Source organism: Candidatus Aquicultor sp. (assembly GCF_054640775.1).
On sequence record NZ_JBTSLF010000077.1, the window covers coordinates 1 to 12,847 of the forward strand.

General features: G+C 48.0%; 16 protein-coding genes, 1 tRNA gene and 1 other annotated feature. Of the genes, 14 read left to right on the plus strand and 3 right to left on the minus strand.

The genetic code is table 11. From position 1 onward, the window contains the following. Positions 1-250: 250 nt before the first annotated feature. The 4 genes from ACYC56_RS07760 (at position 251) to ACYC56_RS07775 (ending at position 1,968) form a co-directional block, all read left to right on the plus strand. Positions 251-757 carry a BON domain-containing protein gene (locus tag ACYC56_RS07760; RefSeq protein WP_461373609.1) on the plus strand — a complete coding sequence of 169 codons (507 nt, stop codon included), beginning with the start codon at positions 251-253 and terminating at the stop codon, positions 755-757. A gap of 138 nt (positions 758-895) precedes the next feature. Then, positions 896-968, plus strand: a tRNA-Arg gene (locus tag ACYC56_RS07765). A gap of 291 nt (positions 969-1,259) precedes the next feature. After that, on the plus strand, positions 1,260-1,706 hold the full coding sequence (locus ACYC56_RS07770; protein ID WP_461373610.1) for a DNA-3-methyladenine glycosylase I: 447 nt from the start codon (positions 1,260-1,262) through the stop codon (positions 1,704-1,706). Between the two features lies 1 nt (position 1,707). After that, positions 1,708-1,968, plus strand: coding sequence for a hypothetical protein (locus ACYC56_RS07775; protein WP_461373611.1), 261 nt, complete (start codon positions 1,708-1,710; stop codon positions 1,966-1,968). Here ACYC56_RS07775 and ACYC56_RS07780 read toward each other — a convergent pair. Further along, the gene (locus ACYC56_RS07780; RefSeq protein WP_461373612.1) at positions 1,965-2,909 is read right to left on the minus strand and encodes a DNA-3-methyladenine glycosylase family protein; all 945 of its coding nucleotides are present in this window, start codon (positions 2,907-2,909) and stop codon (positions 1,965-1,967) included. The genes ACYC56_RS07775 and ACYC56_RS07780 overlap by 4 nt on opposite strands. Before the next feature lie 298 nt (positions 2,910-3,207). Between ACYC56_RS07780 and ACYC56_RS07785 the strand changes: the two genes are divergently transcribed. The 5 genes from ACYC56_RS07785 to ACYC56_RS07805 all read left to right on the plus strand — a co-directional run bounded on the left by ACYC56_RS07785 (position 3,208) and on the right by ACYC56_RS07805 (position 7,875). Next, positions 3,208-3,471, plus strand: coding sequence for a cupredoxin domain-containing protein (locus ACYC56_RS07785; protein ID WP_461373613.1), 264 nt, complete (start codon positions 3,208-3,210; stop codon positions 3,469-3,471). Between the two features lie 9 nt (positions 3,472-3,480). Continuing rightward, positions 3,481-3,738, plus strand: coding sequence for a hypothetical protein (locus ACYC56_RS07790; RefSeq protein ID WP_461373615.1), 258 nt, complete (start codon positions 3,481-3,483; stop codon positions 3,736-3,738). Positions 3,739-3,794: 56 nt separating this feature from the next. Beyond that, positions 3,795-4,319 (plus strand): DUF488 domain-containing protein, encoded by a 525-nt coding sequence (locus ACYC56_RS07795; RefSeq protein ID WP_461373616.1) that lies wholly within the window; start codon positions 3,795-3,797, stop codon positions 4,317-4,319. Between the two features lie 70 nt (positions 4,320-4,389). After that, positions 4,390-5,649: an APC family permease gene (locus ACYC56_RS07800; protein WP_461373617.1), complete on the plus strand. Its 1,260-nt coding sequence runs from the start codon at positions 4,390-4,392 to the stop codon at positions 5,647-5,649. A 489-nt stretch (positions 5,650-6,138) separates the two neighbouring features. Then, entirely contained in the window at positions 6,139-7,875 is a 1,737-nt protein-coding gene (locus tag ACYC56_RS07805; protein ID WP_461373618.1) for a sensor domain-containing protein, read from the plus strand. Positions 7,876-8,030: 155 nt separating this feature from the next. On the opposite strand, the gene ACYC56_RS07810 is transcribed toward ACYC56_RS07805, so the two are convergent. Beyond that, positions 8,031-8,690: a matrixin family metalloprotease gene (locus ACYC56_RS07810; RefSeq protein ID WP_461373619.1), complete on the minus strand. Its 660-nt coding sequence runs from the start codon at positions 8,688-8,690 to the stop codon at positions 8,031-8,033. A 238-nt stretch (positions 8,691-8,928) separates the two neighbouring features. Continuing rightward, positions 8,929-9,171 (plus strand) — a binding site (T-box leader). 58 nt (positions 9,172-9,229) lie between these two features. Between ACYC56_RS07810 and ACYC56_RS07815 the strand changes: the two genes are divergently transcribed. Together ACYC56_RS07815 and ACYC56_RS07820 are read left to right on the plus strand one after the other, a co-directional pair. Beyond that, on the plus strand, positions 9,230-10,411 hold the full coding sequence (locus tag ACYC56_RS07815) for an MFS transporter (RefSeq protein ID WP_461373620.1): 1,182 nt from the start codon (positions 9,230-9,232) through the stop codon (positions 10,409-10,411). Positions 10,412-10,504: 93 nt separating this feature from the next. Then, complete coding sequence (locus tag ACYC56_RS07820) at positions 10,505-10,690, plus strand: hypothetical protein (RefSeq protein WP_461373621.1); 186 nt, start codon at positions 10,505-10,507, stop codon at positions 10,688-10,690. Between the two features lie 120 nt (positions 10,691-10,810). Here the strand turns inward: ACYC56_RS07820 and ACYC56_RS07825 are convergent, their stop codons facing one another. After that, positions 10,811-11,104: a hypothetical protein gene (locus ACYC56_RS07825; RefSeq protein WP_461373622.1), complete on the minus strand. Its 294-nt coding sequence runs from the start codon at positions 11,102-11,104 to the stop codon at positions 10,811-10,813. 622 nt (positions 11,105-11,726) lie between these two features. Between ACYC56_RS07825 and ACYC56_RS07830 the strand changes: the two genes are divergently transcribed. The 3 genes from ACYC56_RS07830 to ACYC56_RS07840 all read left to right on the plus strand — a co-directional run. Further along, positions 11,727-12,125: a hypothetical protein gene (locus ACYC56_RS07830; RefSeq protein ID WP_461373623.1), complete on the plus strand. Its 399-nt coding sequence runs from the start codon at positions 11,727-11,729 to the stop codon at positions 12,123-12,125. A gap of 50 nt (positions 12,126-12,175) precedes the next feature. Next, a complete protein-coding gene (locus tag ACYC56_RS07835) occupies positions 12,176-12,421 on the plus strand; it encodes a sulfurtransferase TusA family protein (protein WP_461373624.1) in 246 nt (81 codons plus the stop codon). 12 nt (positions 12,422-12,433) lie between these two features. Next, positions 12,434-12,847: FAD-dependent oxidoreductase (locus tag ACYC56_RS07840; protein WP_461373625.1), on the plus strand; the 414-nt coding region annotated here is incomplete at its 3' end.

Consider the following 12,847-nt stretch of genomic DNA (forward strand, 5'->3'; position numbering starts at 1 on the left):
TCTACGAAGAAGAACTTCTCTCACGCCTTAATGCGACAGGCTAGCCCCTCTTCTTTTTCAAGCTGTTTAGCTTCGAAAATAGCGGGTAGAACAGCTTTAAGAGAACGAAAATATCCGCAATTTCATGGCAGTAGTCACGCGGGATTTTCATAGATTACGATGTTTTGACCGGTGGGTTGTATCAGGTAGTGCATTATGTGAGCATTTGAAGATTAGTTCTAGTTTAATTCTTATGAAAGGGGTGTTCACGATGGCAACGCGAGACGAGTTTAATCTATCCGCCGAAGAGACGCCCATGACCGCCGACGAGATATTCAACATAGTGAATGAGACCTATTCGACCAGCGAGAAGGTCGAGCCTACTTATATAGAGGTTACGGTTGACAATGCGACCGTATACCTTGAGGGAAGCGTTAGCAGTCAAGAAGAAAAGGAAGCGGCGGAAACCCTTCTTGATAGCGTTGAGGGTATCGCACAGGTGGTAAACAATCTGGAAGTCGTTGAAATCAATTACACCGGGGACGAACCCTGGCCCGGAATCGCCGAGCCCGAAATAGAAGAATTCGGCCCCGTAGAGGTTATAGCTGCCGACGAGGAACTGGCAACCGACGACATCCAGTCGGCAATCGAAGACGGCAAATCCTACGTCCCGCCGCAAAACCCCGACTTCTCGGAGGAGCGCGCCCACACAGCCGAACGTATGCGCGAGCGCGTCGCCGAAGAAGAAGCCACAGGCGAAGCCCCGGACAAGCTGTAGGGTTAAGAGACCAGGCTTCGGGGATGTAACCCCTTGCCCCTCATCCAGCTTGACATGCACCGCGCCACCAGGTATCTTGAATACGCAGTACAGACAACGATGTTGTCGATAATTCAGACATAGCAGTAATAATTACTGGCGCCCGTAGCTCAGGGGATAGAGCGTTGGTCTCCGGAACCAAAGGCCGTAGGTTCGAATCCTACCGGGCGCGCGAGGTATGACGGGTGTTAGTTAACCTAACACCCGTTTTTCATTATCTAACACAATTAAGCTAAGCAAGGTTCAAATCCTGTCCCGGCTACATCGAAATACCCCTCTAAAGAGGGGTATTTTTTATGCTTGGCAACTCAAAGGTAGTAAATGTGGAATGGGAATCTGTGTTATTGATTGGTTGCCCGGCGAGGAGCATGGCTCCAACCTCTTAAGATAGCTACCCGACTTATGGCGTAAGGGCGAACATCCCCCCTGTTAGAAACCCATCACATGTGAGCATATACAACTTATGGCTGATGATAATATATGTCCGTTTGTAAAACCGAAGGAACATCTAAGTGATGATGAATATTTTGTAGCGCTATCCTGCGAAATATTTCGGATGATAATCGGTACTGAACCGGTCATTAAGCGCTGGCAGGAGATTACTCGTGCATTTGATGACTTCTCGATTGAAAAGGTCTCCGAGTTCAGCGAATCTAACGTAGAGCGGCTTCTATCAAATACCGGTATTATAAGGAACCGCAAGAAAATCGAGGCTACTATACTAAACGCCCGAGCCTTTAAAAAGATACAGCAGGAGTACGGCTCTTTTAAATCATACGCTAAAAGCTTCAAAGGTGATACCGACCGCCTAATTGCAGACCTCGATGAACGCATCCACTACATCGGCGCATCCTCAATTCGAAGATTCTTAAACGGTGTTGGCATCAACGCCGGCCAAAAGGCAGCTTGAGATGCTAGAAGAGATTGAGAAGGGCGATTGTGTAAAAATACCAGACGGAAGAATAGCAAGGGTGAGAGATGTCATTGAAGGTGTTTACAGGGTACGAGTAAGAAGAAAAACAAGTAAATCTCACCAATTCCTGAAACTTCGTAAAGAAGAGCTTACGAAGGTCACCTGCCCAAAAGGTTGGATGAGTCCTGATGGTTATAACAGGTATCTTAAGATTACATTGGAGAAGATGCGCATACGAAATCAAAAACATAAACGCTAATCCAAGTATTCTGCTGGTTTAGCCACAATAACCCCATCTCTTGCGAGCTGGTCTAAGAGCAGATAAAAATATATCATGCCGCTAAATGGATCATATTTTGATAGGATGCGACGTATACTCTCGTAGTTAAGTGTCTCTTCTATCTCGAGCCATCGTTTAAGTTTATTGCGAGCGCCGACATCATCACCCGGGTATATGTTGATCCGTCCCAGGCTGCGAAGCAGGGTATACTCTGCTGTCCAACGACCGACCCCGCGTATCTCGCTTAAGAACTGTAAAGCTTCCTCATCACTCATGCTGGCTACAGCTTCAAGGTTGCGATCGCCATCAACGATGGAACGAGAGAGCTCAATGAGTGCCCGGGCCTTGTTCATGTTATAGCCTAAAGCCCTGATATCTTCGATCTTTTGAAACGCTAGATCTTTGGGTCTGGGAAAAGCAAACGCCGGATAGCCTAGACCTTTTAGTGTTAACCCGTAATTCTGACAGAGCCTATAGAGGAAATGAAAACCCGCCGCTAAGGATATTTGCTGGAAGGTGATACCATTTACAATACCCTCGAAAACCGTTGGGAATCGTGGCGGTTTTACCCCCAGAAACCTTTCGATAAGCGGTTCTAGCTTTGCATCATCTTTTGCCTTTTTGTAAAATCCCGTTAAATCGATATTTAGTCCAAGTAAACTGGCAAGAAAAGCCGCTATGGTTCCTTCGGCGTTATTGGGCAGATCTTCACCGAGAGCCCTTACAAGAAGCTCGGGATGATTGAGGGCACCGGTTTGGGTTACCGACAGCTCAATCGGATTTTCATCGATAATGAATAGACGTTTATAGCCGCCATCCCACATATCGATTTTATTGTTTGGATGTCTTCGAAGGGCCCAGGCAGTAAGCTCTAGGTGAAATGGCGGAATAGGTTTAAGGTAGAGAGTAATCTCCTTCATGCTAATCCCTCAAATATGAGAACTTTAGATACCTTCCCGGCAATCGCTACGGATAAATATTCTCTAGAACCGTATTGTTTAACCATATGTGCTTCCCAGGTGCTCACGTGCAGGCGCCTTTAATTTATTGCACGCAATAACAAAACTAAGCTAACTTCTCGTAAAAAACGTTTGAGCTCGCCCCGCTGACATTTGGCGCAGCCCTGCTAGATGCTTGTAGAATCCTAGGTCGAATATTTAACTTTCAAATCACGCGGGAAGTATATAAGGCAGCGTTAAATTTAAATGGGGTGAAATCATGGAACAAAGATTGCCAGAAGCAACTATCGAGATTAGAGACTACGCTTTCCAACCGTCGGAGATCAACGTAAAGCCCGGCGAAGAGGTAACGTGGACCAATAATGACTCGGTTCCGCATACGGTAACCGCAGATGATGGCTCGTTTGATTCGGGGCAGGTAGACCCAGGTGGAAGCTACAGCCACACTTTCAAGGATAAAGGCACTTTTAAGTATCATTGTGATTATCATGGTAGGATGCACGGCGAGATTACCGTCGGATAGGGGGATAGCATGAAGGAAGACAACAGACTAAAAAACAACACAGATGCCGCCGAGGAGCTTATACAGAAATGCGCACCTTGGCTGAGAGAGCTCATGGATTTGGAAAAGGCAAATGGCATTACTGAGGGCGTAGGCATCAAGATTAAGATTAACCTGAAAAACGCCGCCAACCACCTTCATGCGGCCCAAAGAGAGCTTGGCGAAGAGCACACGCTGCAAAATGCATTTGAGCTAACGCTAGACGAGCGTCGGTTTGAAGCGGCATAACCCTCGCTATTACGCTTTAACCCTTCTGCACACAGAGTTGGGTATGTACTATATAAATGGCAACAGAAATATATACGATAGGACATTCGAACAGGTCGCTTGATGAGTTCGTGGAGCTTCTCAAGGCCAACGGGATTACAAAGGTTGTGGACGTTCGGACCGTTCCCCGATCGAGACATAACCCCCAGTTCAACATAGAAACTCTGCCTGCAGCCCTAGAGGAGCATGGTATTAGTTACGAGCACATGGCCGGTCTAGGTGGTCTGCGGCATCCCCGTAAAGATTCAGTAAATACCGGTTGGGAAAACCAATCGTTCCGGGGCTACGCCGACTACATGCAAACCCCGGAATTTCAGCGCAGGATAAATGAGCTAATTAGACAAAGTGATCACGAGCGAATTGCTATTATGTGCGCCGAAGCCGTCCCCTGGCGGTGCCATAGGCGTCTGATTGCCGATGCATTGCTTATTAGAGGATTCCAAGTACTGGATATCATAGGCAAAAGCCGCGTAACACCCCATGTCCTGACCCCTTGGGCCAAGGTAACGGGAGAGCGGATTACATATCCTAGCGTGGACTAAGCTCTTTCGGGTACTAAAGAATAGCGGATTGTATCAAGTTACTTAAGCTATTACACCTAAGGAAAGAATTATGTCGGAATCCAGGCTAGTGCGTTCTCTCGGAGTGCTCGATACCACCGGAATCGCTCTCGGGGCTATTATTGGGGCGGGGATATTCGTAACCATAAACCAAGCATCGGCTGCAGTGGGCTCGGCGTTTCTATTTGCAATCCCACTCGGGGCAATCGTTGCAGGCCTGAACGGTTTGAGCTCGGTTGAACTCGGTATCCGCTACCCGAAATCAGGCGGGACATATGAGTTTGGGCGCATTCTCATATCCCCGGTAATAGGCTTTATCGCAGGCTGGCTCTACTTACTCGGTGGAATTACCGCTAGCTCCACATTCGCCCTGGCGTTTATCGGATACTTCAACCTGCTCCTGCCGGGGATATCCCTCAAACTAGCCACAATAGTGCTTATCACCCTTGCAACCGCTTTCAATTATTTTGGAATTCGCACCTCGGCGCTCGTTAACGGCCTATTGGTCATCGCCAAGATAGCTGTTCTGGCGGGATTTGCCATCATCGGTATCCCGAGCGTGAGCATGGCCAACTTCCAGCCATTCAATCCGGAAAATATCAGCGGGCTATTCCGAGCCACGGCACTTATGATTTTTGCCTATGCTGGTTTCACACGTCCCGTCACGCTTGTCGGGGAGGTAAACCACCCCAAAAAGACCCTGCCGCAAGCTATGTTCGCAGCACTTTTTATCGCCTCAGCACTATATTTTACTACCTCGGGCGTGGCCGTCGGTGTTGTGGGTAGTAACGCTATCGCGCAAAGCAAGGCGCCGCTCAGCTTGGCTGCCGCCAGCTTTGCCGGACATCCCGGAGAACTTATGGTATCGATCGGAGCGCTTGCAGCAATCGGAAGCGTGCTCCTTACCGAGGTTCTTGCGCTCTCTCGCGTGATATTTGCAATGGCGCAAGGCGGTGACCTACCAGCCTGGCTTGCCGTGCTCCACCCGCGCCACCAGGTTCCGGCCAGGGCGGTTATCACCGTGGGGTTACTAGTCACCCTACCGGCGCTCTATTCCACGCTTGGCACTGTTATAGCGGCGAGCAGCCTCACATTTCTCATCTACTACGCTTTGACGAACATCTGCGCGTTACGCCTTAAGGGCAAGCGGATTTACAGTCCGACCATACCGGTGCTAGGGCTTGCCGCTACACTTATCCTTATCTTTGCCTTGCCGCTCGAATCGGCTGTTATCAACATGGTCGTGGTAGCCATAGGGGTTGCATACTACTACTGGATAAAACCACGCATTGATAAAAAACCGCTGAAGTGAAAACTAAAAGCAGGGCAAGAGAGAGGATTACACCCCTACCAGCAAGTTATCTGGCGAGGCTCTCAAAATATCCCTCCAACTTATCTAGCTGCTCTTTCTGGTTCGAATAGTGTTGGATTAGGGCTACACCGTTTTTAAGACCGAAAAAACGCCTTTCTCTACAGGCGTTTTTTCATTTTTCAAAATGATAACCCGGGAGAGGATTTGGACTTTCAATTCCTCGAGAATGGTATCATCGAGCCGTTTAGCGGTGATTAATATATCTAGGAATAACAAATCCTCAAAGTTGAAAGTATATTAGTGCTGGCAGGGAAAGTGAATGGTGTCTGGCACCGAATCTTGGCATCGGCTCCGAAGAGAATTGGAAATTTCACACCGTTCTCTTTTTTTTGCCTGCGGATATGATTGGGGCAGTCTGTATACTCAAGCAAGCTGTCTCATTACCGATAAGTTATTAATGCTAATAAAGGTAAGAATCAGGTTATTCAGATGACAGAGCACCCTAAACGTAAAATAGCAATCAAACATAAGACTAATAAAAATACATTTTTAATGACCGAAGAGTACATGGAACAACTCTATATGGTCATACCCAGCGCTATATTTACGGTTGACACTAATCGCATCATAACGAGCTTTAACAGGAAAGCTGAGGAAGTAACGGGGTATTCCTCAAACGAAGCGCTCGGTCAAAGCTGCGCTGTTTTTGCCATGGATACATGCACAAAAACTTGTAACCTCTTTACTCCTGATGTTGTAAAGCCAATCCTCGGTAAAGAGTGCATAATAAAGCGAAAAGACGGGGAGAAGCGGATATTATCAAAGAATGCGGACCTAATCAAGGATGCAGATGGCAACGTAATAGGTGGCGTTGAGAGTTTTGAAGATATAACCGAACGCAAGAAAACCGAAGAAGTCCTAAATTACATGGCTTACTATGATACATTAACCGGGCTTCCAAACAGAACGACTTTTACCAGTCGTCTTAACTTGGCATTATCTAACGCGTACCATACTAAAGGGATGATTGCGGTAATGTTTCTGGATTTAGATAACTTTAAAGCCATGAATGATACGTTAGGGCATACTGTCGGCGATCAACTGCTGCAGGACGTTGGCGCAAGATTAGAGGATTGCCTGCGAGAGAGCGATCTAGTTGCGAGGTTGGGTGGCGATGAGTTCACTGTTTTGCTCACAGGAATAAGTAGCGCTAAGGATGTGTCCGGAATCGCGCGAAATGTTATTAACGCCCTTAAGCCCCCGTTTAGTTTTGATGGCCGTGAGCTGTATGTGACAACGAGTATCGGAGCCAGTCTTTATCCATACGACGGCAAAGATTCGCAGACGCTGCTTAGAAATGCAGATATGGCCCTGTATCGCGCTAAGGAGCAGGGAAGGAATAGTTTTCAACTATATACTGCATCTATGAATACTAGAATTACAGAGCGCCTCAATCTTGAAAATAGAATTAGGAAAGCTTTAGACGATGGGGAGTTTGAAATATATTACCAGCCGCAAGTAGATCTTTTATCAGGCGAAATATTTTGCATGGAAGCACTGCTTCGTTGGCATCATCCCGGATTTGGGACGGTCTATCCAGCGGAGTTTATTCCTGTGCTAGAGGAAATTGGTCTTATTTCGGAGATTGGCGAGTGGGTGCTTAGAACTGCCTGCAAGCAAAACAAGACTTGGCAAGACGAAGGTCTTCTGCCGGTTCGCATTGCTGTCAATATGTCACCTAGATATTTTGAACGACCGAACATAGTTGAAAGGATTGGTCGCATACTAGAAGAGACTAGGCTTAATCCAAAATACTTGGATATAGAGATTACGGAAAATGCAGTAATAAAAGATACTGAAGTCATCGCTACGATTTTCTACGAATTACGGGAAAAGGGTATTAGAATCTCAATTGATGATTTTGCGACCGGATATTCGTCTCTTAGCTACCTAAAGAAATTTCCGGTAGACTCAGTAAAGATCGACCAATCTTTTGTATCTGACCTTATGGATAATCCTGATGATATTGCGATTGCCAAGGCGATTGTTTCTTTGGCACGCAATTTTGGGCTAGAAACAGTTGCTGAGGGTGTTGAAACGGCTGAGCAACTGGAGTTTCTACGTCAGCTTGGCTGCGATGGTGCTCAAGGCTTTGTCTTTAGTAAGCCAACAACAGCCGAAGAAGCTGCCAAACTCTTAGCCCAAAATAGGCTGATGTGTGCTTGATTTATAAAGGTCTACCTAATCCAGAAGGGGATTTGAACTTCAATTTTAAGACTGTCGACGAGATGTAGCTCAAGTCCACTTCTTATTTTGCCGTGCTTTTGCCAAGAAGGAGAGCATATCGCCACTCGATATGCTCTCCTTGATATTGGCAGCTCTTAATAACGGGGATTAAACTGGTGTGCTGCTCCAACTAGATTACTTACACTTGATGGTATCGTGCCACAGGTGCCATCAAAGGGATAGATAGCATCTATGCCCATGATGTCTAAAGCTGAAATCGGCATAACGGTGTTGCCGGTAATACCAGACGATTCCAAGGTGGGATACATCAGGTCATTTGGGCCGTCGTTGCAGTGACCCAGCCCTAGAGCGTGCCCCACCTCATGACGAGCGACGTTTTGGGTTCCTACATTGCTGAAATTCTGACCAAAGATCTTGCTGCTTAGCTGGATGGAGACACTCTTTAAGGCACAACTAGCTCTTTCGGTCTTAAAAGAGGTCATGCCAAGGACGACGCCACTGCCACCTTTTAGCTGAATATTTATATCAGCTGCTTTTAATCCATTTACCACTTGCAAGGCTGGGGCCTGATTTACTCTACTCATTGCACCGTTCCAGTCACTAATAGCTTGTTCCACATCCGCTATTGCGGCATCGGAAACGTTTCCTTTAGCCGTTATTTGGACATTAACCGGAGATTTGGTCCAGCCGACCCCCAGGAGATCTAATGTGCCTGCAAAAGCGGTTTGTGCTCCGAGTGACATGACTAAAGCAACCGTGAGGGCGATAACAAAAACTCTTGAAGTTCTGGTCATCCAGTTCACCTCCTTAACCTAAACTTTGTGTTAGGATTAGTACCCAGATACCCGCAAACTTAATCCACGAGAAAGCGAAAAGTAATTACTTTAGCATTCAATAGCATATATCCAGTCAGCCTGCTGATGATTATGCCGGTTTAATCACACACTATTTTATCTGCGAAAATGCTTGACACCCCACCAGCCGTTCTATAGAATAGCCTTTAACATTCTCCTGCGGGGAACATATCTACTGATAAAAGCGATGACGGGGAGTAGTAGACTTTTCTTACAGTAATAGAGAGCCGGGATGGTGGGAGCCGGTACATGGATGAAAGTCGAAGGTCGCCCCTGAGCTGGCCTCATGAAAAGCGTTAGCGCTGTGCTGAGTAGTCTGGTTCGTAAGGCCCACGTTACGGGTTCTATGTGTGGCAGCCGAAAAACGGATAGGCGTGTTGAATGTGGGTGGTACCGCGTGAGGAGTCCTCTCGTCCCAAATGGGATTGAGGGGTTTTTTGTTTTTTAGGACAAGTTTTTACATCGAAAAAGGAGGAGTTATGAATCAGAAGCGTCTTGTGATGATACTCGGGCTGGCTGCCTTTATAGTTATGGCGGATAACTGGGTAGTATCACCGATTCTGCCTGCCATCGCGGCGGCATTTCATATCCAGGCGGCGAGCGCGGGCGTATTGATCGCCGCATACATGCTCCCCTTTGGGATATTTCAGCTGATTTACGGCCCGCTTGCGGATCGGTTCGGTAAGCTTAGGGTCATTACGATTACGATGAGCCTATTCACTGTGGCGAGTGCGCTTTGTGGTATTGCGACCGGTCTTGGCAATTTGGAGTTATACCGGGCGATTACCGGGATTTTTGCGGCGGCAACGATACCGGTCTCGCTTGCGCTTATCGGCGACCTTATTCCGGTGGAGCGCAGGCAGGCGGCAATCGGAAGCTTTTTGGGGATAGCCCTTATGGGGCAGGCTTTGTCGATGGGCATCGGCGGAACAATCGCATATTTTGCGAGCTGGCGAGGGGTGTTTTTCATCTACGCCGGGCTGTCGGCCGCAATCACCATCCTTCTTATAATCACCAGTCGCCAACTATCCGGGCAACTTGCCAGCAGCAATCCACAAGGAAAGCTGTTTGCGCCGTATATCGGCCTGCTGAAGAGCGCCCCAAGCTTAAAGGCGTACCTCACTATCTTTGCCGAGGGCGTCTTCATCTTCGGTGCGTTCTCGTATCTCGGTGCGTACTTAGCGCATACATTTAAGCTGACCTATATGGCGATAGGCCTCATCGTAACGCTGTTCGGCATCGGCTCGGTGATCGCCGGGAAACTTTCCGCCAAGGCCGTCGCCGTTACCGGCAGGACGCGGCTCATCGCCATCGGGCTGTTTGTCACTGCACTTGCGGAGGTCGGCATCGCGGTGTTTTCCGCCAACATAGCCATTATAGGCGCCGGTATCTTTCTGCTCGGCATCGGCTCGATGCTGGCTCACTCGACGCTGATCACGCTTGCGACCGAGTTTGCGCAAAGGGCGAGGGGCGTTGCGATGTCGCTTGTGGCCTTCTCGCTGATGGTGGGTGGGGCGGTCGGCACCGGCATCGGAGGACGCCTTATCCCCGCATTTGGGTTCGAGACGTTCTTCCTCATCTTTGCGGTGGTGCTCTTCTCTTTAAGCATCGTCATACCCGTAGCGTTGTCGGAAGAGAAGTTAGCACTGCATAGTGCGTAGCTGTTTAAACCGCCTGAAGCGGGGAGATAAACGAGTTTAGAAAGGGTAGAATACCTTTTCATGCCGAGGACCTCACTTCCGGAGGTGACAGACGTGAACGAACCGATAAGGCGTGACGAGCATGTACGCAAGGATGTAGAAGAGCGCAGAACAATCGAACCCGAACCCGAGCGGAGCAATCTTGTTGCTTATGCGGCGATCAAATACACGGCGATAGTGATCATCGTAATCGCTGTGCTGTACTTCCTGGCGGTATTCCTGATTCCTGCTCTGACTTAGAAGATAGCCATGAGAGGGAATATGGCCATAAAAATACTACAGCGCAACCAATGGTTGCGCTGTAGTTGTATGAAAGGGGGACTTTCGGGAGCCTCTCTAATCAACCTATTATATCTCGGCCTATATCCTGGCTTCGAACTGCCACGAGCCGATTCTAAGCGCCATGTCGTCATGTAACTTCGAGATGGCAATATCGCTATCCTCAGTGATGCCCGATGGCATGAAGTGAAGCATGACTTTTATAAGATGAGCTTCCTCAGCAAGGCGCACGACCCTCGGCTCGAAATCAAACTCATAGCCCGTAATCCCAAGCTCGCCTAAGATACGCTCGATTCTTACTACGCTAAAGGTATCCACCTTTCTGGAAACCCCAGCCCTCCGTAATATCCCTTGTAATAGAGCCGCCTTTGCCACCAGTCTCACCTCCGTTGTCGTCTTACTTTACATGGTACTTCTTTGTGTAATTGTAATTATCGCAGCATGACGCCCATCCCTTAACAAAAACCTGGCAAACTGCAGGAACAGCCGGGTAAGTGGTACGGTTGAGGCCGTTAGCGGTAGGGTATAATAGAAGCCGGAGACGTTTGAGCGCTGCGCTTTCCGGACGTAAGGAGCCGGCAATAGTGCGGGAGGCGGCTAAACGGGCAGCCAATATTACCATAGGGGGTATTAGTTATATAATTCCAATTTGGTTAAAACGAATTAAAGCCGGCAGGTATATTGTTCGATATATATCAATATGCAGCTAAGTAATAGCTATGCGGGCACTGTTTCGGGAGCTAACCATCACCATAATCTTAGTCGTATTTGTAGATTCCGCAGCTTAAAATGGCATGTCAAAGAGGTAACATATCTGCACAAAGGTTACGAGTCGCATCCAAACGTAATTCTAATTGCACCAATCCGGTAGTCTGCTTGTCAAGGAATAAGCAACTTTGCTGGCAGAATGCTATTGACGGTTCGACCACAGCTTTTATATAATCAATGAATATGAAAATACCCTGACGGGTATAGGTATGGAAAGGAGAATACGTTAATGGCTGAAGCGCCTAAGTTATCAATCGTTCTAATGTCCCCGGAGTTGGAAAAACTCCACGCAGGTGCTCTCATGGGTACCATCGCCGCAGCATCCGGCATGCAAGTCAACTTCTTCGTCACCATGGGTGCCACAAAGATGTTCACAAAGGAAGCCGTTGAGAAAAAAGAATTCCAGATGGGTGAAGTCGGCGGCACGATCATCGGCAAAAACCTCGACCTGTACTACAAGATGATCGAGGACGGCAAAGAGCTTGGAGAGATGAAGGTCTATGCTTGCTCCCTCGTCATGGATATCATGGGCTGGGAAATGACGGACTTCCTCGACATCGTCGACGACGTTCTTGGTGTAACCGCTTTCTTCGGTGTATCCGAAGGCGGACAAATCATGGTTATTTAACCGGGGGATTTAAAACCGAGTTATTTTGACTGAAAAGGGAGGAAACAATCATGGCAGACGTAAAGGTAGACAAATCGATCGATGCACGCGGCTCGTATTGTCCGGGACCGTTAATGGAGCTTATCAAGTCCATTAAAGGCGCGGAAGTGGGTTCCGTCGTCGAAGTATTATCATCCGACCTCGGCTCCGCGAAGGATATTCCGGAGTGGGTCGCAAAAGTAGGCCACGAACTATTGTACAACGAGAAGGCCTCAGACGGCGATTACTGGCGTATCGCTGTTAAGAAGATAAAGTAGGAGGAGAGTTGGTTGGCTAAAAACGTAGTAATATTAGGTGGCGGCACAGGTGGCACGATGGTTGCCAATCACCTTGCCCGCACCATGCGAAGCGAGATCAACCGGGGAGAAGTCAGTGTAACTCAGATTACCGCCGATGCGGACCACGTGTATCAACCCTCATTTCTGTTTGCGGCAATCAACCATGCAAGAATCGAGGATTACACGCGATCACAAAAAAGCCTGCTCTCACCGGGCGTAAACTTAGTCGTAGACCCGGCCGCCAAAATCGACACCGGCGCAAGTAAGGTAACCACCGCGAGTGGCGCAACGTTCCCTTATGATAAGCTGGTAATCGCCACCGGCGCATATCCTGATTTTAATTCTATGCCCGGATTGGCCGAAGTCGCGGATAATTTCTATACCGCGGAAGGAACCGTAAAGCTG

What these genes read in the sequence shown, in the direction of transcription:
- ACYC56_RS07760 (WP_461373609.1), top strand. Translation starts at nt 251, where the DNA reads ATGGCAACGCGAGACGAGTTTAATCTATCCGCCGAAGAGACGCCCATG.
- ACYC56_RS07770 (WP_461373610.1), top strand. Translation starts at nt 1,260, where the DNA reads ATGGCTGATGATAATATATGTCCGTTTGTAAAACCGAAGGAACATCTA.
- ACYC56_RS07775 (WP_461373611.1), top strand. Translation starts at nt 1,708, where the DNA reads ATGCTAGAAGAGATTGAGAAGGGCGATTGTGTAAAAATACCAGACGGA.
- ACYC56_RS07780 (WP_461373612.1), bottom strand. Translation starts at nt 2,909, where the DNA reads ATGAAGGAGATTACTCTCTACCTTAAACCTATTCCGCCATTTCACCTA.
- ACYC56_RS07785 (WP_461373613.1), top strand. Translation starts at nt 3,208, where the DNA reads ATGGAACAAAGATTGCCAGAAGCAACTATCGAGATTAGAGACTACGCT.
- ACYC56_RS07790 (WP_461373615.1), top strand. Translation starts at nt 3,481, where the DNA reads ATGAAGGAAGACAACAGACTAAAAAACAACACAGATGCCGCCGAGGAG.
- ACYC56_RS07795 (WP_461373616.1), top strand. Translation starts at nt 3,795, where the DNA reads ATGGCAACAGAAATATATACGATAGGACATTCGAACAGGTCGCTTGAT.
- ACYC56_RS07800 (WP_461373617.1), top strand. Translation starts at nt 4,390, where the DNA reads ATGTCGGAATCCAGGCTAGTGCGTTCTCTCGGAGTGCTCGATACCACC.
- ACYC56_RS07805 (WP_461373618.1), top strand. Translation starts at nt 6,139, where the DNA reads ATGACAGAGCACCCTAAACGTAAAATAGCAATCAAACATAAGACTAAT.
- ACYC56_RS07810 (WP_461373619.1), bottom strand. Translation starts at nt 8,690, where the DNA reads ATGACCAGAACTTCAAGAGTTTTTGTTATCGCCCTCACGGTTGCTTTA.
- ACYC56_RS07815 (WP_461373620.1), top strand. Translation starts at nt 9,230, where the DNA reads ATGAATCAGAAGCGTCTTGTGATGATACTCGGGCTGGCTGCCTTTATA.
- ACYC56_RS07830 (WP_461373623.1), top strand. Translation starts at nt 11,727, where the DNA reads ATGGCTGAAGCGCCTAAGTTATCAATCGTTCTAATGTCCCCGGAGTTG.
- ACYC56_RS07835 (WP_461373624.1), top strand. Translation starts at nt 12,176, where the DNA reads ATGGCAGACGTAAAGGTAGACAAATCGATCGATGCACGCGGCTCGTAT.